This is a genomic window from Planotetraspora silvatica (assembly GCF_016863315.1).
Lineage (GTDB): Bacteria > Actinomycetota > Actinomycetes > Streptosporangiales > Streptosporangiaceae > Planotetraspora > Planotetraspora silvatica.
This window is the reverse complement of the sequence record NZ_BOOQ01000071.1, coordinates 1-23,134: the sequence shown is the minus strand read 5'-3', so window position 1 is coordinate 23,134 and position 23,134 is coordinate 1. Positions and strand designations below refer to the sequence as shown.

13 protein-coding genes are annotated in these 23,134 nt (G+C 70.4%); 2 read left to right on the top strand and 11 right to left on the bottom strand.

The window, feature by feature from the left end; all coding sequences use genetic code 11:
* Positions 1–540: 540 nt before the first annotated feature.
* The 11 genes from Psi02_RS38885 to Psi02_RS38835 form a co-directional block, all read right to left on the bottom strand.
* Positions 541–1,905, bottom strand: a complete 1,365-nt coding sequence (locus Psi02_RS38885; protein ID WP_203980933.1) for an alkaline phosphatase family protein — start codon at positions 1,903–1,905, stop codon at positions 541–543.
* Complete coding sequence (gene eboE / locus Psi02_RS38880) at positions 1,902–3,068, bottom strand: metabolite traffic protein EboE (protein WP_203980932.1); 1,167 nt, start codon at positions 3,066–3,068, stop codon at positions 1,902–1,904. Before eboE ends, Psi02_RS38885 begins: the two co-directional genes overlap by 4 nt.
* 195 nt (positions 3,069–3,263) lie before the next feature.
* Positions 3,264–8,915 (bottom strand): ThuA domain-containing protein, encoded by a 5,652-nt coding sequence (locus Psi02_RS38875; protein WP_203980931.1) that lies wholly within the window; start codon positions 8,913–8,915, stop codon positions 3,264–3,266.
* Between the two features lie 161 nt (positions 8,916–9,076).
* Entirely contained in the window at positions 9,077–10,042 is a 966-nt protein-coding gene (locus tag Psi02_RS38870; protein ID WP_203980930.1) for a TatD family hydrolase, read from the bottom strand.
* Positions 10,042–10,758, bottom strand: a complete 717-nt coding sequence (locus Psi02_RS38865) for an EboA domain-containing protein (RefSeq protein ID WP_203980929.1) — start codon at positions 10,756–10,758, stop codon at positions 10,042–10,044. Before Psi02_RS38865 ends, Psi02_RS38870 begins: the two co-directional genes overlap by 1 nt.
* Positions 10,755–11,594 carry a sugar phosphate isomerase/epimerase family protein gene (locus Psi02_RS38860; RefSeq protein WP_203980928.1) on the bottom strand — a complete coding sequence of 280 codons (840 nt, stop codon included), beginning with the start codon at positions 11,592–11,594 and terminating at the stop codon, positions 10,755–10,757. The genes Psi02_RS38865 and Psi02_RS38860 overlap by 4 nt, the downstream gene beginning before the upstream one ends.
* On the bottom strand, positions 11,591–12,472 hold the full coding sequence (locus Psi02_RS38855) for an SCO3242 family prenyltransferase (protein ID WP_203980934.1): 882 nt from the start codon (positions 12,470–12,472) through the stop codon (positions 11,591–11,593). Before Psi02_RS38855 ends, Psi02_RS38860 begins: the two co-directional genes overlap by 4 nt.
* A 17-nt stretch (positions 12,473–12,489) precedes the next feature.
* Complete coding sequence (locus Psi02_RS38850) at positions 12,490–13,644, bottom strand: inositol-3-phosphate synthase (protein ID WP_203980927.1); 1,155 nt, start codon at positions 13,642–13,644, stop codon at positions 12,490–12,492.
* Positions 13,645–13,836: 192 nt separating this feature from the next.
* The gene (locus tag Psi02_RS38845) at positions 13,837–15,411 is read right to left on the bottom strand and encodes a ThuA domain-containing protein (protein WP_203980926.1); all 1,575 of its coding nucleotides are present in this window, start codon (positions 15,409–15,411) and stop codon (positions 13,837–13,839) included.
* 87 nt (positions 15,412–15,498) lie between these two features.
* Positions 15,499–18,267: a carbohydrate-binding protein gene (locus Psi02_RS38840; RefSeq protein ID WP_239095526.1), complete on the bottom strand. Its 2,769-nt coding sequence runs from the start codon at positions 18,265–18,267 to the stop codon at positions 15,499–15,501.
* 200 nt (positions 18,268–18,467) lie between these two features.
* On the bottom strand, positions 18,468–19,763 hold the full coding sequence (locus Psi02_RS38835) for an ROK family transcriptional regulator (RefSeq protein ID WP_203980924.1): 1,296 nt from the start codon (positions 19,761–19,763) through the stop codon (positions 18,468–18,470).
* A 263-nt stretch (positions 19,764–20,026) separates the two neighbouring features.
* Here Psi02_RS38835 and Psi02_RS38830 point away from each other — a divergent pair, with 263 nt between their 5' ends.
* Entirely contained in the window at positions 20,027–21,367 is a 1,341-nt protein-coding gene (locus tag Psi02_RS38830; RefSeq protein WP_239095525.1) for an ROK family transcriptional regulator, read from the top strand.
* A gap of 150 nt (positions 21,368–21,517) precedes the next feature.
* A complete protein-coding gene (locus Psi02_RS38825; protein WP_203980922.1) occupies positions 21,518–23,044 on the top strand; it encodes a sugar ABC transporter ATP-binding protein in 1,527 nt (508 codons plus the stop codon).
* Positions 23,045–23,134 lie beyond the last annotated feature (90 nt).

Here is a 23,134-nt window from a genome sequence, read left to right as displayed (position 1 = left end):
ACCGACGGCGGACTGACCAACCTGCGCCTCCTCGGACCCGCCTGCCAGTTCCACAACCGCGACCGCTACCGCCGCCCCCACCGCTACGCACGCCGACGTGAAGGCAAGGACCGCTGGGCCTTCACCTACACCGGGCGGCCCAGATACACGGCACACGGACGACCTTCCACCACTACTGCGGGCGACGACCCATCAGATGGGCCCTCAGATGGGCCATCAGTCGGTCCACATTGGAGCGCGCCATGACAGGAGTCCTCGGGCGCGAACCTGAAGTGACCCGCGCTGCCCACACCCGCGCCGTCCGCAGCAGCGCCGTCCGCAGCGGCGGCCCACACACCGGATGTCACGCACAGGGAATCACGCACAGGGAATCACGCACCGGGAATCACGCACCGGGAGTCACGCACCGGGAAGCAGCACACCGCCGCTGCGCGTCGCGGGCGCCGCAGGGCACGACCAGGCATGGGGACCCCAGCGCCTTGGCCGTGACCTGCGGGCGTCACGACACACTCACGGCACACTCACGACACAACCCAGCGGCTACATCTGCTGCAGCCCGCCCAGCCGGAGGAGGAGCGACTTGACGTCCGTCGCGGCGTACGACTCGCGGTCGAGTGACTCGCTGCTGAGCAGGACCGGACCGTCCAGCGGGTCGGCGGGCAGACGGCCATGACTGCCCTTCACCACGGAGGGGTCGAGCGGCACGACAGGCATCGTGTAGCGGAACCCCAGTTCCTTACGGGCCAGAGCGAGCGCGGCCTTGGCCTTCACCAGGGGATCGGCCGGGTTCAGGAACAGCTCGGCCGGGTCGTAGCCGGGCTTACGGTGGATCTCAACGGACCGGGCGAAGTCCGGTGCGAGCTCGTCGTCGAGCCAGTAGTAATACGTGAACCACGAGTCCGGCGCGGCGACCGCGACCAGCTCACCGGCCCGTGCATGGTCCAGCCCGTGTGCCGCCTTCCCCTTCTCGTCGAGGACCTCGTCCACGCCCGGCAGCGAGCCGATCAGCGACCTGACCCGGGGGACGTCGGCGGGATCCCGCACATATACATGGGCGAGTTGGTGATCTGCCACGGCGAACGCCCGCGAGGTCCACGGGTCGAGATACTCCATGCCGGCCTGTCGATAGACCGACAGCAGGCCCTCGGAGCGCAGCACCCGGTTGACGTCGACCGGCCGGGACACGTCGGTGATGCCGTACTCCGACAGGACGACCGTGACGGCGCCCGCCGCCGCGGCGTCGTCGAGCAACGGCCCGAGCGCCGTGTCGATCTCCCGGGCGGCGGCGATCGCCTCAGGTCCCGAGGAGCCGTACCGCTGCAGGTCGTAGTCCAGATGCGGCACATAGACCAGCGTCAGGTCGGGTCGCTCGCGCGCGAGCGTGAGCCGGGCCGCGTCCACGATCCACTGGCTGGAGGCGATGCCCGCCTTCGGCCCCCAGTAGGAGAACAACGGGAAGCGCCCGAGCTCCCTGGTCAGGTCGTTGCGCAGCGACGGCGGGGTCGTGTAGCAGTCAGGGGATTTGCGTCCGTCGGCGTGGTAGATGGGCCGGGGGGTCACCGTGAAGTCGGTGGCGGCGCCCATGGCGTACCACCAGCAGATGTTCGCGACACGGTAGCCGGGATGCACCTTCCTGGCGTCGTCCCAGATCTTCGGGCCTTCGACGAGCGCGTTGTGCTGCCGCCACAGCAGGACCTCTCCGACGTCGCGGAAATACCAGCCGTTGCCGACGATCCCGTGGTCACGCGGCATCGCACCGGTGAGCAGGGTCGACTGAACCGAGCACGTCACGGCAGGCAGCACCGTCCGCAGCTCCGACGGCGCGCCGAGCTTGGCCACGTTGGGCATGTGCTCCAGCAGCCGGGGTGTCAGCCCGACCACGTCGACGACCACCAGCGGTCTCATCGGGTCTCCTCCTTCAGTCCGAGGTCGATGAGGCGATCACGAGCCCAGGCGAGCTCCTGTGCGATCCCCTCGACGAGGTCGGCTCCGGTCCGGGGACGACGGTCCTCCGGGAGCGCCTGCCAGGTGTAGGTCTCCACCTCGACGTGGTGGGTACGGGCGGCCGGGCCTCCGAGCAGGGCCCGGAGGGTCCCGTCCAGCACGTCCTGCGTCGAACCGAGCGGTGCCGCGGCCGCGGCGTGCAGCGGCACATGGAAGTGCACCCGCCACGGCGAGGCGCCGGCCAGGTCCCCCGACAACGCCTGTCCGAGGTCGTCGGCTCCCGGCCACTGGTCCCGCTCGCGAGTCTGGTGGATGAATCGAGGCTCGTCGAAGGCCAGCAACGCTTCCCGTACGGCGGGATCGGCGGGGTGGTCGGCCTGCAGGGCGCACGACGCCTGAAGCTTCACCACCGGGAGCCCCGCCGCGCTCAGCCGGTCGAGCGCCTCGCCGGGCTCTTCGAACTGGACTGCCAGATGACACGCGTCCAGGCAGACGCCCAGGAAGGCCGGGTCGAGGCCGGACAGATGCTCGGCCGCCTGCGCCGTGGTCTCCACGACGCAGCCGGGCTCGGGCTCGAAGCCCACGCGAATGGTCCGGCCGGTCGCGACGGCGATGACGGCGAGACCCTCGGCGAGCTGGCCGAGCCGCTGCCTCGCCTCCGCCGCCTGGTCCGGCGTCCACGGGCTGCGCCAGGCCAGGGGCAGGGTGGAGACGGTCCCCGACGTGACGTCATCGGGGAGCAGCGCCGCCAGCAGCCTCGCCACGTCGAGCGTGTAGTGCAGGCGCTCCGGTGAGGTCCAGTCGGGACGGTAGACGCGCAGCTTGGACGAGCTCTCGTCGTGGAAGCTTCGGTACGGGAACGCGTTGAGGGTGACGACCTCCAGCCCATGGTCGGTGAGGGCGTCACGGAGCCGTACGACCTGTGCGGGGTCGGCGACCAGCGCGTCGGCGACGGGCCGGGACAGCCACAGGCCGACGCCGAGCCGCGCGACGCCGAGCCGCTCTCGTACCGGCGCCGCGTAGTCGCGCAACTGCGCGAGCACGCCGTCGAGGTCCTCAGCCGGGTGGACGTTGGTGCAGTAGGCCAGATGGACGGTCGAACCGTCCTGATGCCGGAATCTCACGATGTCGTTCCTTCGCTCCGACGGACGGACGGGGCAGGCAAGGGCTGGCGCGGTGGGGCGCGGGCAAGTGAGGGTGCGGACGGGTGCGGGGTGCAGCCGGGTGCGAGCGCGGAGGTGTGAACGGGTGTGAACGAGCCCGGACGGGGCGGCCCGCGGAAACGGGCCGCCCCTCCGGTTTTCAGTTGGGCGCGGGCGTCAGGCGGCCGGCCCGTTCAGCCGCGTGATGATCGCGTCGGCGTCGCGGGTCAGCACAGTCTTGACGTCGGCCACGGTCACGACCTTCGGGTCGGCGACGAGGGTCTTGAAGTTCTTCAGCTCCTTGATCGTCTTGTCGTCGTTGCCCTTGACCTCAGCCTTCTGGACCTTGTCGAGCTGGTCCTGGAGATTCTTGGCGTTCTTCTGGTTGAGCCAGCCCGTCGCCGCGAAGCGGTCGATCAGGTTGGCGATGTCACGCGTGGAGGTGGTGATGCCGAACGAGACGGACTGCACCGTCTTGTTGCCGGCGTTGTCCGTCGCGGTGACCTTCAACTCGTGCGTGCCGAGCGGGAACTCGAACAGCGACCGCAGCAGCCCGGACTGGAACGGCTCGCCGTCCAGCCGGCCCGCCAGGGTCTTGACGCCGGAGGTGCTGTCCACGGCCTGCCAGGTGATGCGCACGTCCTGGCTGTCGCCGTAGATCTGCCCGGCGGCGATGCCGGCGACGAGGACCGTCGGCTTGGTGCCGTCGATCTTCAGCGTGGCGGCCTTCTCGGTCTCCACGTTTCCGGCCTTGTCCTTGGCCCGGTAGGCCACGGTGTGGGTGCCGTCGCCGGTCACGTTCACCGGCTCGGTGTACGGCTTCCACGCTCCGCCGTCCAGGGCGTACTCGATCCCCGCCACGCCGGACGTCGCGTCGGTCGCCGACAGGGTGACGGGCACGGTGGCTCCGTGCCAGCCGTCGTCGTTGGCCGGTGCGAACTGCGCGGTGGTCAGCGGGGCGGTGGCGTCCTTCTTCACCGTGACGGAACCGTCGGCGGTGTTGCCCTCCTTGTCCGTCGCCCGGTAGGCCACGGTGTGCGTGCCGTCCGCCGAGATGCCCACGGGGTCGGTGTAGGCCGCGAACGGCCCGCCGTCCACGCTGACCTCGGTCTTGTCGACACCCGACTCCTCATCGGCCGCGGTCACCGCGACCGCGACGCTGGACACGTACCATCCGGCGGCCCCGTCGGGAGCCGCCGGGACGGTCGCGGCCGAGACCGTGGGCGGGGTGGTGTCCGGCTGCTCGCCCCACGAGGCGCGGAAGTAGTCGAACTTCGCCGTCTTCACCGCCGTCTGGTTGACGCCGAAGGCGTATACGCCGACCTTGGCCCCGCTCACGGCGGCGTTCGTCACCGGGGTCGGCGAGCCGACCTCGGTCCACGTGGCGCCGTCGGCCGAGTAGTAGCCGTGGTAGGTGTTGCCCTGCTTGGCCAGACGCAGCCACCAGACGCCCTGGGTGAGGTTGGACACCCCGGGCTGCGGGTCCTGCACGGTGTTGCCGACCTCGCTGCGCAGCTCGAGCCTGCGGGTAACCGCAGAACCCGCCGCGTTGTCGGCGACGTAGTCGAACTTGACGTAGTTGCCGTCGTCGCCGTACGCGATGAGACCGCCCTGCTGGTATTGCTCATTGAACGCGCTGCCGTCGACCTTCGTCTCGACGGTCCAGTCCCCGGCGGGCGGGGTCTGCAGGATGAAGTTCTTCGGGTTGGAGTTGTCCGTCCCGTAGATGTCACCCTTGCTGGTGTCGATCTCGAGGTTGCCGCCGCTCACCCGTACCGCGGTGGGGTCCGGACGGACGACGGTGCTCCACCGGCACTGGTCGAGCGAGGTGCCGTCGAACTCGTCGTTCGGGTCGGCGGGGCCGGTGGCGGTGTCGTCGGGCAGGAGCTGGAACCAGTCGAACGCCGCGTCGATCACCGTACGGTTGCCCGTGCTGGCGAACGAGGTCAGGCCGATGCGCGGGTTGTTGATCCCGGCGATCAGCTTGTCCGTCTGCGGCATCTGGGTCCACGTCTCGCCGTCGGCGGAGTACGCCGCCGCGAGGCGGGTTCCGTCACTCGACAACCGCAGGTACACGGTGTCGGGGAACGACGCTCCCAGGCTGGCGGAGTTGGACTGGGCCACCTCGTTGGGCTGGCCGTTCTCCTCCCTGATGTACTGGATGATGCGTCCGGCCGCGCCACTCGTGCCGCGACCCTGGATCACCAGCTTGGCGTAGTTGTCGTCGTCTCCGTAGAGGAGCAGACCGGCCTGCTGGTACTCGGTGCGGGCCGCGATCGTCACCTTGGTGGTGGCCTGCCATGCGCCGTTCGGAGCGGGCTGGACCACGATGTTCGGGACGGGCGTCGTGTTGCCGCCGCTGTAGATCTCGGTTGCGGAGGTCGGGATGTGCAGGCTGCCGCCGGAGACGGTCAGGTCCTGGTTCTCCCTGATGACTGTCCACTTGTTGTGGTCGAGCGTGGTGCCGTCGAAGCCGTCCGACTTGCCGGTGAGGCAGGTCGTGCTGGGGCTGTCCACGACGACCTGGACGTGCTCGGTCCGTGCGGCGCCCTTCGTGTCGGTGACCGTCACCTGGGCGTCGTAGGTTCCCGGCGCCTGGTAGGTGTAGGACGCGTCCTGCGTGGTGGGCTGCGGAGCCCCGGCGACGCCGAAGTTCCACTTGTAGGTCAGCGGAGTGTTGCCGTCCGGGTCGTTGCCCTCACTGTGGAAGGCGACCTGGAGCGGAGCCACTCCCCGCGTCGGCGTCGCCGTCGCGGTGACCGTGGGCCGCTGGTTGTCGGTGACGCCCTGGCCCTCGAAGTCGACCCAGTTGACGTTCAGCAGCGAGTCGTTGTTGCCGCCGGCGGGCTTGCGGACCACGAAGAACAGCGGCCCACTCGTCGTCGGCGGAGAGGTCAGGTCGACCGGGAAGTCCTGGTAGGACTGCCAGCCTCCCGTGTTCGGCACGGTCGCCTTGCCCACGAGGGGGCCGTCGGCCGTACCGGAGTGGATCTCGATCACGCCGCCCGTCGAGGCGGACGCGGCGCGGAAGGTGATCCGCCCGATGCCCGCCAGGTTGGCCGGGCTGAAGGACCAGAAGTCACCGTCCTCGATGAAGCCGATGTCCTCGAAACCGCCCTGCGGGTCGGACGCCGTCTCGACCTTGACGCCGGGGTCGCCGGTGCCGGTGCCGTCGGGTACGCGTCCGGTGGTCTCGTAGAACTCGGCCTGCTTGCGCTTGGGCTGCAGGATGACCTGGCCCCGGCCGGTCAGCGACTTGGAGCCGCCGGCGCCGCCCTTGTCGGTGTAGCTGGCCTCCAGCACGTAGAAGACGTTGTCGCCTTCGGTGTGCCCGGACGACAGCGTGGTCTGCACGGTGCCGCTGCAGCCGGTGTACTGGTCCAGCGGGTGGCCGTGGGTGTCGTGCCCGAGCACGGCCTGGATCTGCACCTTGTTGCAGTCGACCGTCCCGTCCTCGGGGTCGGTGACCGTGACGGTGAACTTCACCTGGTCGCCGAACTCGAAGAAGCCGCCGTTCGGCGGGAGGTTGATCGTCACCGTGGGCGCGGTGTTGCCGACCGTGATCGGCACGCTCGCGGCGGCGGTCTTGCCGTCCTCGTCGGTCACCGTGAGGGTGGCGCTGAAGTCGCCGTTGCCCTGGTAGGTGTGGGTCGGCGAGGCCTCGGTCGAGTCGGTGCTGCCGTTACCGTCGAAGTCCCACGCGTACGTGATCGGCGAGCCGTCGGGGTCGCGTGAGCCCTCGCTGGAGAACTTCACCGTCAAAGGCGAGGGACCCGACGTCTTGTCGGCGGTCGCCTTGGCGATCGGCGCCCGGTTCCCCTTGACGTAGTCGATGCGGTAGACGCCCGAGTCGGTGTTGTCACCGCCGAAACCCGAGCCCCACTCGATCAGGTAGAGCGCGCCGTCAGGCCCGAACTTCATGTCCATCGGCTTCTTGAAGCCCATGGTCCCGAAGATCTGGTTGATGTCGACGAGCTTGCTGCCGTCCTCGTTGAGCTGGAAGGAGTAGAGCTTGTCCTGGTTCCACTCCGCGAAGATCGCCTTGCCGTCCCAGTAGGCCGGCCACTTGCGGTCGGAGACCAGCGCGGGGTCGAAGCGGTACGCGGGACCCGCCATCGGCGCGCCTCCGCCGCCGAGTTCGGGGAAGGCCGGGTCGGCCGCGTAGTGGTAATAGACCATGGCCGGGAGGGCCTGGGGCAGGTCGGTGAGACCCGTGTTGTTGGGCGAGTCGTTCTTCGGTGCCGCGCAGTTGAACGCCGCACCCGACGCGCCGGTCGCGAAGTTGTAGTCGATGTAGGGCTTGTTGTTGCCCACGCAGTACGGCCAGCCGTAGAAGCCGGGCTTGTTGAGGATGTCCCACTCGACCGTGTTCTCCGGGCCGCGGGTGGCGCTGGGGTTTCCGGCGTCGGGACCGTAGTTGGCCACGAGGAGCTTGTGGGTCTTGGGGTCGATCCCGATCCTGAACGGGTTGCGGAAGCCCATGCCGTAGATCTCGGGGCGGGTCTTCGCCGTGCCCGGTGCGAACAGGTTGCCCGCGGGGATCGTGTAGGTCCCGTCAGGCTCGGGGTGGATGCGCAGCACCTTGCCGCGCAGGTCGTTGGTGTTGGCAGCGGTGCCCTGGGCGTCCCAGGAGGACCGGCCCGGCTGCTCGTCGATGGGGGCGTAGCCGTCGGAGGCGAACGGGTTGGTGTTGTCGCCGTTGGCGAGCCACAGGTCACCGGTGGCCTTGTCGAACACCATGCCGCCACCGTGGTGGCAACACTCGGCCCGCTGCACCGGGATCTCCAGCATGACCTTCTCGCTGGCCAGGTCGACGGTCCTGTCGTCCTTCACGGTGAAGCGCGACAGCCGGTCGACGACCTTGCCGTTGGGCGAGTAGTAGAAGTAGATCCACTTGTTGGTGACGAACGCCGGGTCGAGCGCCATGCCGAGCAGGCCGCTCTCGTTGGCGGTGAAGACGTCGAGGTGCGCCGCGTTCACCAGGCCGCCGTCCGGCTTGATCGCCTTCACGTCGCCGAGGCGGTCGATGTAGTACACCGCGCCGTCGGGGGCGACGTCCAGCATCATCGGGTTGGAGGTGTTGTCGTCGAGCGTGACCTTCTCGAAGCTGCCGTCCAGGCTCGCCGAGCAGTCCGCGTCGACCACGCCGGCCGCCGTCTGGATGCCGCCGAGCAGCAGGCCCAGGAAGTTCGGGTCGGTGTAGCTCTCCTCGGTGTGCCCCAGCCCGGTGTACCAGGAGCGGCCGCCGTCGTAGTCCTGACACCACGTGTTGGGGTGGTCGGCGCCCATCGTGCTGCCCGTGTAGGACGAGGCGTCGAGCGAGGTCAGGACGTGTACCGTGCCGCGCGGGTCGGTCTGGTAGTCGTACCACTCGTCCGTGCGGGACCAGGTCGTGGGCAGGCCCTTGGTGGAGGGGTGGGCCGGGTCCTCGATCTTCACGGTCGCCTGCTGGGGAGCAGGGTGCTGCTTGAAGTAGGCGCCGACGAGCTTGCCGTACCACGGCCAGTCGTACTCGGTGTCGGCCGCCGCGTGGACGCCGGCGTAACCGCCGCCGCCCTCGATGTACTTCTCGAAGGCGGCCTGCTGGGTCGCGTCCAGCACGTCACCCGTGGTGGAAAGGAAGATGACGACCTGGTAGTTCGCCAGGTTGGCCTCGGTGAAGGCACCCGCGTCCTCGGTCGCGTCGACGGTGAAGTTGTGGTCCTGGCCCAGCTTCTGGATGGCGGCGATGCCGTTGGGGATCGACGAGTGCCGGAAACCGGCGGTCTTGGAGAAGATCAGCGCTTTGAATGGGGGATCCGCGGCGGCGGCCGCGATTCCTGGGGACACGATTCCGATCGATAAGGCGAGAAGGGCAGCGGCCACGAAGGCCAGTGCCTTTCTCATTGTCGGTGCGAACTTCCTGCGGGTCATCGCCCACCTTTCCCAAGGACGTGCTGTGGATCCTTTGTGCTCCCCGCCTCGCGGCGGGGACCCCCGAGTGCCTTTCCTCACGCGGGCGAACCGCGTAAGACCGTGTTGCCGGCGTAGTCGCCGCCGGCGGCGACCGCGGCGGTGGCCGCGGTGGTGACATGAGCAGTGGTGGCCTGAGTGGCGGCCTCAGTGGCGGCCTCAGTGGCGGCCTCAGTGGTCGCCTCAGAGGTGGCGGCCTCAGCGGTGATGCTCGAGAGGTCGAGACGGCCGCTCTGCCCGTAGAAGGCGACGGGATTGGCCCAGAGCACGGTGTCGACGTCCGCCTCGGAGAACCCGGCGGCGAGCATGGCGTCGCCGACCGCCCGTGTCTTCAACGGATCGCTGCGGCCCCAGTCGGCCGCGGAGTTCACCAGGACCCGGTCGAGTCCGTGCTCCCCGAGGATCGTGACCATCCGATCCACGTCCATCTTGGTGTCGGGATAGACGGAGAAGCCCATCCAGCAGCCGCTGTCGGCGACCATGCCGACCGTCATCTCGTTGAGGTGGTCGATGAGCACACGCTCGGGCGGCAGGCCCGACTCACGGACGACGTCGATGGTCCGCCGGGTTCCGGCGGCCTTGTCGCGGTGCGGAGTGTGCACGAGCACCGGCAGTCCGTGCTCGACGGCCAGCGCGAGCTGGCGGGTGAGGGCCTCGTCCTCGGCCGGCGTGATCTCGTCGTAGCCCACCTCGCCCACCGCGACGACTCGGTCCTTGGCGAGGTAGCGCGGCAGAAGGTCCAGGACGCCCTGGAGGCGCGGGTCGTTGGCCTCTTTCGGGTTCAGCGCGATCGTGCAGTGGTGGACGACGCCGAACTGGGCGGCACGGTACGGCTCCCAGCCGAGGAGGCCGTCGAAGTAGTCGGCGAAGCTGGCGGGGGACGTACGCGGCTGGCCCAGCCAGAAGGCCGGCTCCACCACGGCGAGAACTCCCGCGGCGCGCATGCGCTCGTAGTCGTCGGTGGTCCGCGAGGTCATGTGGATGTGGGGGTCGAAGATGCGCATCAGCGTTCCTCCCCGATGAGGGCGTGGATCCTGGTCAGGAGAGTGGGGTGGCGTTCCAGCACCGGCCACACGTCCGGCGGCACCTCGCGTCCCGCGAGCAGCCGCTCCTCGGCGAAGTCGGCCATCATCCTGGCCAGCTCCTCGTCCGAGCGCCTGTCGAGCCCGGCCACCGCGGCGAGCGGCACGCCGATGAACACGCACTTCAGCACCGCCTGCCGGTAGGCGTGATCAGACAGGTGCTCGGCCGCGTACGGGCCCATCGCCGCCTGGACCAGCCGGGCGTCGTTGGTGCGTAGGGCGTCCCGCACGAGCGGCAGCCCCGCGTCACCGAGCCCGCCGCCGTCCTCGAGGGCGGGCAGTGACCTGAGCACGGCGAGGCGCTCGGCGGCGTCCCCGTGGGCGTAGAGCTCGAAGAGGGTCTCCCCCAGCTCGGCGCCCGTCTGGGGCAGGGCGAGCAGCAGTCGCACCCGGACCGCCTCGTCGACGGTCCAGCCGGGCTCGCCGGGGACGGGTCCCCGGCCGCAGGCCCGCCCGGCCGCGGGGAACAGCGCGGTCAGCGCCCCGGCGTCGGCGCGGACCCGCTCCGTGGCGGCCTCCAGCCAGCGGGAGCCCTCGTCGGTCAGCACGGGCAGCACGGGGAGTGCGTTCAGTTCTGGCAGTGCGTTCAGTTCTGGCAGTACGGTCGGGGGAATCTCCGGCACATTCGATGTCGTCATCGGTCCTCCCTGGAGGATTCGAGCAGGAAGCGCAACGAGCGTTCGGCGACCGCGGGACCCGCGTGGCTGTGCCTCGGCAGCTCGACGCTGACCAGGCCGCGGTATCCCACCTCGTCGAGCGCGGCCAGGACCGGCGGGAAGTCGATCTCCCCATCACCGAACTCCAGGTGCTCGTGCACAACGCGGCGCATGTCCTCGATCTGCACGTTCACCAGGTACGGCCCGGCCCGCCGCACGCTGTCGGGGACCGGATCGGGCTCCAGGCAGCGGCAGTGGCCGATGTCCAGAGTCAGGCCGAGCCGGTCGGGCGCCCCGGTGAGCTCGCGGAGCCGCTCGAACCCGGCGATGTCCTCGACGAGCATCCCCGGCTCCGGTTCGAAGCCGAGCGTGACGTCGCGGGCCGCCGCCTCGTCGAGCACGGCCACGACGCCGGTGGCGAGGTTGGCCCAGGCCTCCTCCACCCCGACCTCCGGCGGACGGATCCCGCTCCAGAACGACACGGCCTCCGCGCCGAGGTCCGCCCCGATCCGTACGGCACGGCGGAGCAGGTCGACGCGGGACGCCGCCTGTTCGGCGGGGTGGAGCAGGGTCGGATGGTGTTTGCGGAACGGGTCGAGCACGTAGCGCCCGCCCGTCTCGATCACCACGGCGAGGCCGAGCTCCCCGAGCCGTTTGGCGACGTGGTCCACCTGACGGCCGATGTCGGGTGCGTAGGGGTCGAGGTGCCCCGCGTCCAGGGTGAGCGCGACGCCGTCGTATCCCAGCTCGGCGAGGACGGCGAGCGCCTCGTCGAGCCGGTGGTTGGTCAATCCGTTGGTCCCGTAGCCGAATCTCACGTCGGGGACACCTTTCTGGACAGCCTCCTCGCGAGGGGATGAGCCGCCGCGAGTGCCGCCGCCACGACGAGCCGGCCGCGCCCGGCGGCGAGCGCGGCCTGGAGCGGCAGCAGCCCGAGGATGCTCTGGCCGACGGCCGCCCGGGTCCGCCCCGCGTCGGGGCGCCTGGCCGCGGCGAGCTGCGCCCCGCCCACCAGCCCGGCGTAGGCCGCCGTCAGGCCGAACCCCGCCGCCCTGCGCACGCCGGCCCCCGTGCTCCCGGCGGACCGGTGGACATGGACGGCCGCCAGCCCGGTGGCCACGGCGGTGGCCGTCAGCGCCGTCGCCGAGCGTGCCGTGGAGCCGCCGGTGACCTCGCCGCGGCTCAGGGCCGTGACACCGTAGGTGTGCGCCGCCACGGCGCCCGCGGTGAGCAGGGCCGCCCGGCCGTCGGCGGCATCGGTTCCCGCGCCGGCTCCGGCCGTACCGCCGAGGAGCACGTCGAGGCCGCGCGCCGCGGCCATCGCGAGCGGCCCGGCGGCGGTGTCCTTGAGGGCGAGGTCGTAGGCCCACACGACGGCGGCCAGCCCGGACGCGACCCCGAGCGCACGTCGTCCGCCGGCGCCCGCCGCGAGGGCGAGGCCGGCCCCGGTGAGCCCGGCCGCGAGGCCGAGCGCCTGCCCCGGCCGGACGCGTCCGGAGGGGATCGGCCGCTCGGGCCGCTCCCGCGCGTCGAGGTCGCGGTCGGCGTAGTCGTTCAGCGCCATGCCGGCCCAGTAGAGGCAGACCGACGACAACGCGAGGCCGGGGTTCACCGCTCCGCCCGCGGTCGTGTCACCGGGAACGGTGAGGGCCGCGGGCGCGCGGACGAGCTCGGCCAGCGTCGCGAGGTCGGGCATGGGACGAGCAGCCGGGCTCACGCCAGCTTCCCGGCCCAGGCGCGCAGCAGGTCGTACTGCACCTGAAGGCGGTGCTCGTCGGTCGCGACGGGATCCTTGAAGAAGAAGCCGAGTTCCTCGACCGCACCGGCGTGGCCGCGCTCGTGCGCGCGGGCGAGCAGCCGGGCGAGGTCGAGCACCAGGGGGGCGGCGAGCGCCGAGTCGCAGCCCTGCCAGGTGAACTGCATGGACATGCGCACGCCGAGGAAGCCCTCGAAGGTGATGTGGTCCCAGGCGGTCTTCCAGTCGCCGAGGTGCGCCACGTTGTCGATGTGGGTCTGGCCCTCGACGGCGTACCCGAGGATCGCGGGCAGCGCGCGTTCCTTGGAGATCTTCTTGCTCTCGCCCGCGGCGGGGTCGGCCAGGGTGGCGCCGTCTCCCCCGCCGAGCAGGTTCGTGCCCGACCAGGAGCGGACGGCCAGGGCGCGGGCCGCGAACATGGGGGCGAGCGCGGTCTTGAGCAGGGTCTCCCCCGTCTTGGCGTCCCTGCCCGCGTAGGGCACGGCCCGGGCGTTCGCCAGCTCGTCGAGTGCGGGCAGCCACGCCCCGGTGGACGGCGTGAAGTCGATGTACGAGCAGCCGGCGCTGAGCGCGGCGTACGCGTAGAGGGAACTCGGCGGCAACACGGCCGCTCCGGGGGTCTCCAGCGCGGCGGTCAGCGCCTCCAGGCTCTGGTGAGCCGGGTGGGGGGCGACGGGCGGCTCGGTCGAGGCCACGTGGATCACGACCACTCGCGCGAGCCCGAGACGGTCGCGGAAGTCGGTGATGTCCCTGATCAGCGCTTGGGCGAGCGCGGCCTGGGTCTCGTCCTCCCGGGGCACCCCGCTCGCGAGGCCTGGCCGGATCTCCGCGTCGGCGGCCTCGAGTTCGTGGCGAACCAGGTCGGCCAGTGGCGGCGGGACGACGCCCGCTCTGCTCAGCTCCTCGGCCCTCTTCGGCAGCGGCGTGCTGGAGATGTCATGCCCGCCGAAGACGAGGGTGTCGAGCGGCGGCAGTCCTGCCTCCGCGAAGTCCGCACCCGCTGTCACGCAGCCCACCGGCGCCGCGAGCCCGGCGCGCAACGCCGCGGCTCCCGTGACGACCGTGGTGGCCACCGAACCTCTCGCACCTACCAGCCAGACACCGATCTTCATCGGTCACTCCCTTTTTCCCTGAGCCGGTCGCCGACGAGCCCGGCCGTTTTCCTGGACCGATTCGCGGACGAACCGGCCGTTGTACCGGGCCGGTCGCCGACGAGCCGGGCCCTTGTCACGAGTTCGGGGAGGGCGCCCGCCCCGGCGCCTCAGACGGGCGTCGCGGGCGGGCACCACTCCGGTGGTGGGTCGTTATCGGGTGATGGTGAAGGTGTCGATGTCGAACAGGGAGCCGGCCCCTCCGGAGAAGCTGAGGAACAGCGGCCCGGTCACGTTGCCGGTCAGGTTGGTGGTGACGGTCCTGAAGGTGTCCCAGGAGCCGGTGTTGGTGACCGCGATGGAGCCCAGCACGGTGCCCGTCTGCGAACCCGAGCGGATCGTGATCGTCCCGCCTGCGCCCGCCGAGGAGTACTTCACCGCGAAGGTCTTCGCGTTCTGCGTGTTCACCGACGAGTAACCGGCCCAGTCGCCGTTGTCGATGTAACCGAGCGTCGTGCCGCCGCTGGCGCCGCCGTGACCCGCCGGCTGCACGCCCGACTGCGAGGTATAGGCCTCGCCCTCGGTCGTGGTGCTCACCGGAGGAGGCGTGGTGGTGGTCCTGGAGATGGTGAGGGTGTCGATGTCGAACAGGGAGCCGGCCCCTCCGGAGAAGCTGAGGAACAGCGGCCCGGTCACGTTGCCGGTCAGGTTCGCCGAGACGGTCTGGAAGGTGTCCCAGCTCCCGGTGTTGGGAACCGCCACGGTGCCGAGCACGGTGCCCGTCTGCGAACCCGAGCGGATCGTGATCGTCCCGCCCGCGCCCGCCGAGGAGACCTTCGCGGAGAAGCTCTTCGCGTTCTGCGTGTTCACCGACGAGTAGCCCGCCCAGTCACCGTTGTCGATGAAACCGAGCGTCGTGCCGCCACTGGCACCGGCGTGACCCGCCGGCTGCACGCCCGACTGCGAGGTGAACGCCTCACCCTCGACCGTGGTCGTGTCGCCCGTGGGCGGCGGGGTGGTGGGCGGGTTGCAGTTGGCCTGCACCATGCCCGCGGCGTACCGGATGCCGCCGAGCAGCAGGTTGCGGTAGTTCGGGTCGGCGTACGACTCGATGGTGTGCCCGAGGCCCGTGTAGAACGAGCGTCCGGACGCCTGCGGGTGGCACCACGTGATCGGGTGGTCCCCGCTCATCTCGCCGCCCGAGTAGCTGGTCTCGTCCAGGCTCTGCAGCACGTGGACGGTGGACCGGGGGTTGGTGCGGTAGTTGTACCACTCGTCGGTCCGCGTCCACGTCGCGGCGAGGCCCGACGTGGCGGGGTGCGTGCGGTCCTCGTTCTTGACGACCGCCTGCTGGATCGCCGGGTGGCTCTTGAACCAGGCCCCGACGAGCTGGCCGTAGTACGGCCAGTCGTACTCGGTGTCGGCCGCGGCGTGGATGCCGACGTAGCCGCCGCCGCCGTTGATGTAGTTGGTGAAGGCGGTCTGCTGAGTGTCGTTCAGGACGTCGCCCGTGGTGCTGAGGAAGACGACGGCCTTGAACTGCGCCAGGTTGGCGGCGGTGAAGGCGTTCGCGTCCTCGGTGGCGGTGACGGTGAAGTTGTTCGCCGTCCCGAGGTCGCGGATCGTCTGGATGCCGGTGGGGATGGAGTCGTGCCGGAACCCGGCCGTCTTGCTGAACACCAGCACCTGGTAGGCGGGATCGGCCGCCTGAGCCGCGGTGGGCGCGAACTGGGTCGCGATCAGCGTGGCGGCGACCAGCGCCAGACCACGCCGCATGACTCTGCGCATGGCTGTCCTTTCATGTACGGCTCGCCGGCGCGCGAGGAGTGCCGCTTGGGCACGCCTCGCGCGCGGCCGCCTTGTCGGAGCGCCTGGCTAGCGGGTGATGGTGAAGGTGTCGATGTCGAACAGGGAGCCGGCCCCACCTGTGAAGCTGAGGAACAGCGAGCCCGTCGCCGTGCCGGTCAGGGTCGTGGAGACCGTCTGGAAGGTGTCCCAGCTGCCGGTGTTGGGAACCGCCACCGACCCGAGCACGGTGCCCGTCTGCGAACCGGAACGGATCGTGATCGTCCCGCCCGCGCCCGCCGAGGAGATCTTGGCGGAGAAGGTCTTGGCTCCCTGGGTGTTCACCGACGAGTAGCCGGCCCAGTCACCGTTGTCGATGTAACCCAGCGTCGTGCCGCCGCTCGCGCCGGCGTGACCCGCGGGCTGCACGCCCGACTGCGAGGTGAAGGCTTCGCCCTCGGTCGTGGTCGAAGTGCCGCCGCTACTGGTGTTGAAGGTGAAGGCGTCGAGGTCGAACAGGTTGCCCTGCCCGGTCGCGCCCTTGAACACCAGGTACAGCGTCTGGGTGCCGCTCGGCACGTTCGTGAGCGGGACGTTGACGTTGACGAAGGTGTCCCAGCTGCCGGTGTTGGCCACGGTCGCGGAGCCGAGGAGCGTGCCGGTCGCCGAGCCCGTGCGCACCTCGATGGTGCCGCCCGCGCCGCCGGACGACGCCCGGGCGGTCATGCTGGTCGCGCCGGTCAGGACGTACGGCGTGAAGGAGATCCAGTCACCGTTGTCGGTGAAGCCGACCGTCTTGGCGCCTTCGGCGCCGGCGTGGTCGGCGAGCTGGATGCCCTGCATCGCGCCGTAGTGCTCGGCCTGGCGGTGCTTGGGCTGGAGGGTGCGGGTGCTGACCGAGGTCAGGCCGCCCTTGTCGGTGTAGGAGGCCTCGAAGACGCCGAAGATGTTCGCCGCGGCGTCGTGCTCACCGTCGGTCGGGGTCGTCAGCGTTCCGGAGCAACCCGTCTTCGACGTGATCTGGTGACGGTGGTTGTCGTGACCCAGGAAGTAGGTCACGGTCACCTTGGTGCAGTCGATCGTGCCGTCTTCCGGGTCGGAGACGGTCACGGTGTAGGGCACCGTGTCGCCGAAGCTGAAGAGCGTGCCGTTGGTCGGCGTGTTCAGCGTGATCGTCGGTGCGGTGTTGCCCACGCTCACGACGAGACTCGCCGTGCCGGTCAGGCCTTGCGGGTCCCGGACCGTCAGCGTCGGCGTGTAGGTGCCGTTCGCGGTGTAGGTCTTGGTGGGGTTGGCCGCGGTCGAGGTGGTGCCGTCGCCGAAGTTCCACGAGTACGTCAGCGCGCCGCCCTCGGGGTCGGAGCTGCCGGCCGAGGAGAAGTTCACGGTCAGCGGGCTGGCGCCCGAGGTCTTGTCGGCGGCCGCCTTGGCGATCGGGTTGCGGTTGGTGCCGCCGATGTACTCGATGCGCCACAGTGCCTGGTTGTTGCTGCCCGTGCCGTAGTCGAGGACGTACAGCGCGCCGTCGGGGCCGAACGCCTGGTCCATGACCTGCGTTCCGGTCCACGGGAAGGCCCCAATGTCGCCGGGGGTGCCATCGGCCTTGACCTCGATGGCCTTGATCCACTGCCGGCCGTACTCGCCGGCGAAGAACCGGCCGTCGAGCGACTGCGGGAACTTCACGGCCGAGTTGAGCGAGGCGTTGTACCGGTAGACCGGGCCGCCCATGGGGGACTCGGAGCCGCCGCCGAACTCCGGCGGGGAGCCGGCCTCGCCGCCGTACCTGATCCAGGCGGGCTTGGCCGCGGGGAGCGTGGTCAGGCCGGTGTTGCGGAACGAGTTGTTCGTCGGGCCGCCCGCGCAGTTGTACTTGGCCTGCGAGGGGCCGCTCGGGAAGGTGAACTCGTTGTAGGTCTCGGCCGTGGTGTTCGTTCCGGTGCAGTACGGCCAGCCGTAGTTGCCCGCCGAGGTGATCCGGTTGAACTCGACCTGGCCGCCGGGACCGCGGTTCGCGTCCGGGCCTCCCGCGTCGGGGCCGTAGTCACCGAGGTAGACGATGCCCGTGGCCTTGTCGACCGACATGCGGAACGGGTTGCGGAAGCCCATGCCGTAGATCTCGGGGCGGGTCTTCGCCGTCCCCGGCGCGAACAGGTTGCCGGCGGGGATGGTGTAGGTCCCGTCGGGCTGCGGGTGGATCCGCAGGAGCTTGCCGCGCAGGTCGTTGGTGTTGCCCGCGGACCGCTGCGCGTCGAACTGCGGGTTGCGGTCGGTGCGCTCGTCGATCGGCGTGTACGCGTTCGACTCGAACGGGTTGGTGTCGTCACCGGTGGTGAGGTACAGGTTGCCCGCGGCGTCGAAGTCGATGTCCCCGCCGACGTGGCAGCACTGCCCGCGGTCGTTGGGCACCACGAGCACGACCTTCTCGCTCGCCATGTTGAGCGTGTTGTCGGCGTTGAGGGTGAACCGCGACAGGTGCAGCTCGCCCTTCCACTGGTCGAACTGCGCCTGGGTGCCGCTGGTGGGAGCGTCACCGCCGGGCGTGCTCAGCGTGGGCGAGTAGTACAGGTAGATGAACCGGTTGGTGGCGAAGTTCGGGTCCGCCGCGACACCCTGGAGGCCCTCTTCGTCATGGGTGTAGACGTTGAGCTTGCCGGCCACCTTGGTGTTGCCGGCCGCGTCGGTGACCCGGACCGTGCCGTCACGGGCGGTGTGCACCACCGTGCGGTCGGGGAGCACCGCGAGGGACATCGCCTCGCCGAGCTCGGCGCCGCCGACGGCCAGCTGGACCTGCTGGTAGTCGGAGGCGGGGATGACAGAGGCCTGGGCCGCCGGCGCCGTCGCCACACTGGCTGCCAGCACCAGTGAAAACGCGGATAAGAGGGGAACCCACGGCCGAAGACGTGGAGACATGAGGGTCCTTTCCTGACCTAGGGGGGCTCAGTCAGGCAAGGCGCGCGCCGCCGCGCTTGTTGCCGGTTGTGCGGGTGGTGCTCATGCCGCTTTCATGACTGGAGGTGCCGACTCCAGATTGCTGCGAATACCTCCTTAATTTATGCAAGTCATAGTCTTTGACCTGCAATGTTATGTGCGACCGGTGCCGAGCCGATCGCAGTCGGATCGTCCATGATGTGATCGACCACCATGCTCGCGGCGCCCCGGGAGGCGGCGCCGAAACCGAGATTTGACGCCATGAAACGGCAGCGCGCCGCGGGCCCGGCGATGACGAGCTGCTCAAGCTCCGCCTGGGCCGGCGGGATGAGCTGCTCGGCGAGCCTCGCGAAGTAGCCGCCGATCACGATCACGCGCGGGTTGAAGAGGTTGACCAGGATCGAGCCGCCGAGCCCGAGCCACCTGCCGACCTCCGCCACCGCGCCCATCGTCCGTTCGTCGCCGTCGGCGAGACCTCGCGCGATCTCCCTCACCCGCTCCTCGGGATCGGGGGTCGGCACGGTGTCCAGCCCGTACGCCTGGTCGGGGGTGGCCGAGCGGACCAGGGCGGCGAACCCGACCTTGGTCTCCCAGCAGCCGACCCGGCCGCAACCGCAGCGGGCTCCGCCGGGGTCGACGGGCAGATGGCCGACCTCGCCGGAGAAGCCGTCCGCGCCGCGCAGCAGGCGGCCGCCGACGATGATGCCGCCGCCCACGCCGACCTCGCCCGTGAGGGAGACCATGTCGGCCGTGCCGGCCGCGACTCCGCTTGTGAACTCGGCGAGCGCGGCGAGGTTGGCGTCGTTGTCCACGGTCACGGGCACCCGGAGGCCGCCGAGCTCCTCGCGGAGACGGTCGGCGACAGGGAGGCCGTGCCAGCCGAGGTTGGGCGCGAAGGCGACCACGCCCCGCCCGCTGTCCACCAGTCCCGGCACTCCGACCACGATGCCGCCGGGTGACGCCCCGGCCCGCTTCATGTCGCCGATGACCCGCCGGGTGACCCGGCCGAGCTCCGCGAGTGACCGGTCGGGCCCCTGGCCCATGGCGTCGAAGCCGATCCGGCGCTCCACCAGGACCCGGCCGCTCAGGTCGGTGCCGTGGACGGCGATGTAGTCGACGTTGATCTCCATGCCGAGCGCGCCCACGTGCGAGCCGTCGAGGGCCACCGCACGGCGGGGGCGGCCGATGGCTCCGGCCCGCTCCGTCCCGACCTCGCGGACCAGCCCGCGATCGAGCAACTCGGCCATCAGGTTGGAGACGGTCGCACGGTGCAGGCCGGTCGAGTCGGCGATGTCCGCCCGGGAGCAGGAGCCCTCTTCACGCAGGTGGCGCAGCACGAGCGCGAGGTTGGCGCGCCGCAGGGAGGCGTGACCCAGCGGCTGGGCGAGACCATTCGCCGAGCGTGTGGGGGATTGCCTCTGAGTCAACGCCGGGCCGCCTTTGTATGTATCGAAGATTAATTAACGCGTTTATAACATGGGCATCACAGGCGCGCACCCACGCCGTAGGTAACGAATCCGCATCACGCGAACCGCCGTTCCGCGTTACACAAGAGTTACGGAAGGCGAAGCGTTTCGACGCTTGCACGATCTTCGAAACCGCGCTTTTAATTCGACGAGCCATGCAAATTAATTCCGTCCGGCCACGAGAGTGGTCTGGTTCGGCGTGCAATTTTCGCAAGGAGGTCTGCGTGCGGCGTGAGGGCACATGGAACGGCGGCCCGGGCACCCCTCGGCGGGGCCCGGCCGATCAGGCCACCGTGCGCCGCTCCAACCTGGCCCTGGTGCTCAGGCACCTGAGAGAGCACGGCGCACGGTCCAGATCGGCCGTCGCCGCGGAGACGGGACTGAACAAGACCACGGTGACCAGCCTCGCGAGCGAGCTTCTCGCCCGCGGCCTCATCAAGGAGACCGGCCCGCAGCACGCCGGCGCGGTCGGCCGTCCCGGGCTCGCGCTCACCCTCGACGGTTCGGGGGTCGGCGCCCTCGGCCTGGAGGTGAACGTCGACTACATCGCGGCGTTCGCGACCGACCTCGCCGGCCGGGTGCTGCTCGACTGGCGAATCAGCTTCAACGCGATGAACAGCACACCGGAACGTTCCCTCGACGAGCTGGCCAGGGCGATCAAGCAGGCGGTCGACGAGCTCGCCCTGCTCGGGGTCAGGGTCGCCGGGATCACCGTCGCCGTCCCCGGGCTCATCGACACCACGACGGGGACGGTCGACGTGGCGCCCAACCTCGGCTGGTACGGCGTGCCCGTCGCGAACGTGCTCGAACGGGCCGACGTCTCGCGCGACGTGCCGGTCACCATCGACAACGACGCCAACCTCGCCGCGCTCGCCGAGTTCACGAGCGGAGTCGCGGCCGGCACTCCCGACCTGGTCTATCTCACCGGAGAGGTGGGGATAGGCGGCGGCATCATCGCGGGCGGCCGGCTGCTCGGCGGCGCGGACGGGTTCGCCGGAGAGGTGGGCCACGTCCCCGTGGACCCCTCAGGCGACCGGTGCGGCTGCGGGCGCATCGGCTGCTGGGAGACCAAGGTCGGGCTCGCCGTCCTGGTCCGGATGGTCACCCCCGACAACGCGTACGGCACGCACGACGGAGTGGTCCGCGACCCGGAGGAGCGCCTGGCGGAGATCGAGGCGCGCCAGGCCGCGGGCGATCCGCATGTCTCCGAGGCCGTCGCCGAGGTCGGCCGCTGGCTGGGCCGCGGCGCGGCCACGCTGGTCAACCTCTTCAACCCCCGGGTGATCGTCCTCGGCGGCTACTTCGCCAGGCTCGCCGACCAGCTCATCCCCGTGGCGCAGGCCGAGCTCGAACGATGGGGGGTGGCCGGGTCGATCGCCCGGTGCTCCTTCGTCGCGTCCGACTTCGGTTTCTGCGCCGCCTCACGCGGCGCGGCGGGCATCGTCGTCGAACGCGTCCTTTCCGACCCCACCACCGTCGACGTCCGCGCGAGCGTGATGCCCTCCTCTGAGAGCACCGAAGGGAGAGCCGACCCGGTGTCCCACCGTGTGAAGCCACCTCGCTGACCCCAGTCCCCCGTCCGCCCGGCCGGGCCGAACCCGGTGTCGGAGCCGTACGCCGACCTCGGCTTCGTCACCGGCGGTGCCGCATCGAGCCCGGCCGGGCGGACGGGTCCACAACCTCAAAACAGCCAGACAGGATCCAGGAGGCAACCCATGCCGGAGTCACCCCCCGACACGGCGCCGCTTCTCGTCATGCGCGGGATCGTCAAGCAGTTCCCCGGCGTCCGCGCGCTCGACGGCGTCGACCTCGACGTCCGCGCGGGTGAGGTGCACTGCCTGCTCGGGCAGAACGGCGCGGGCAAGTCCACTCTGATCAAGATCCTCGCCGGCGCGCACCAGCCGGACGAGGGCTCCATCACCCTGGCCGGCGAGGCCGTACGGCTGTCCACGCCGATCGCGGCCATCCGGCTCGGGGTCTCGACCATCTACCAGGAACTCGACCTGGTCGACGGGCTCAGCGTCGCGGAGAACATCTACCTGGGCCACGAGCTGGCCCGGTTCGGCTTCACCCGTACGGCGCAGGCATCCAAGGCGGTCCGCGACCTCCTGACCCGGCTGGGTCACCCGGAGATCCGGCCGACGACCGAGGTGGGGGCGTTGTCGCCCGCGGCCAAGCAGGTCGTGAGCATGGCGCGGGCCCTGTCCCACGAGACCCGGCTGATCATCATGGACGAGCCGTCCGCCGCGCTCGCGCAGGACGAGGTGACCAACCTCTTCCGCATCATCCGTGAGCTGACCGCGCAGGGTGTGGCCGTCGTCTACATCTCCCACCGGCTGGAGGAGATCCGCGAGATCGGCGACCGGGTGACCGTGCTCAAGGACGGCCGGACGGTCGCGGTCGGCCTGCCCGCGCGGGAGACCTCGACCTCGACGATCGTCTCGCTGATGACCGGCAGGAACGTCGAGTACGTGTTCCCGCCGCGTCCCGTCCCCGGCAGCCACGACGGCCGCCCGGAGGTGTTGCGGGTGGAGGGGCTGACCGTCCCCGGCCGGGTGCGGAACATCTCCTTCTCCGTACGCGCCGGTGAGATCGTCGGCCTGGCCGGGCTGGTCGGCTCGGGCCGGTCCGAGATCATCGAAGCGGTGTACGGCGCCCGCCGCGCCACCGGCCAGGTCATTCTGGACGGCAAGCCGGTCCGCTCCGGCAGCCCGAGCCGTGCCGTACGGCTCGGCATGGGGCTCGCACCGGAGGAGCGCAAGGCCCAGGCGCTGCTCCTCGACCAGAGCGTCGCCCGCAACATCACGCTCGGCGCGCTGAGCAAGTACTCCAGGTTCGGCTGGCTGGACCGGGGCCGGGAGATGGCCGACGCCCGCCGGCACGCGGAGTCCCTCGGCATCCGGCCGCCGGACCCCCGGCGGGCCATCAGGACGCTGTCGGGCGGCAACCAGCAGAAGGCCGTGCTCGCCCGATGGCTGGTCGACGGCCGCAAACTGCTCCTGCTCGACGAGCCCACCCGCGGCGTCGACGTGGGCGCCCGCGCGGAGCTCTACGCGGTGATCAGACGGCTGGCCGACGAGGGCGTGGGGGTGCTGCTGGTCTCCAGCGAGGTCCCCGAGGTGCTCGGGCTGGCCGACCGCGTCCTGGTGATCAAGGAAGGCTCGATCATCCACGAGTCCGGCGCTGAGGAGCTGGACGAACACGCAGTTCTCGACATGATCATGGAAGGGAGCCTCGCATGAGCGAGCCCCGAGTACCTTCGGTCGCCGAACCGCCGCAGGCGCCGCTCCCCAGCGGCCACGCCAACGGGAGCGAAGGGTTCCTGACCCGCC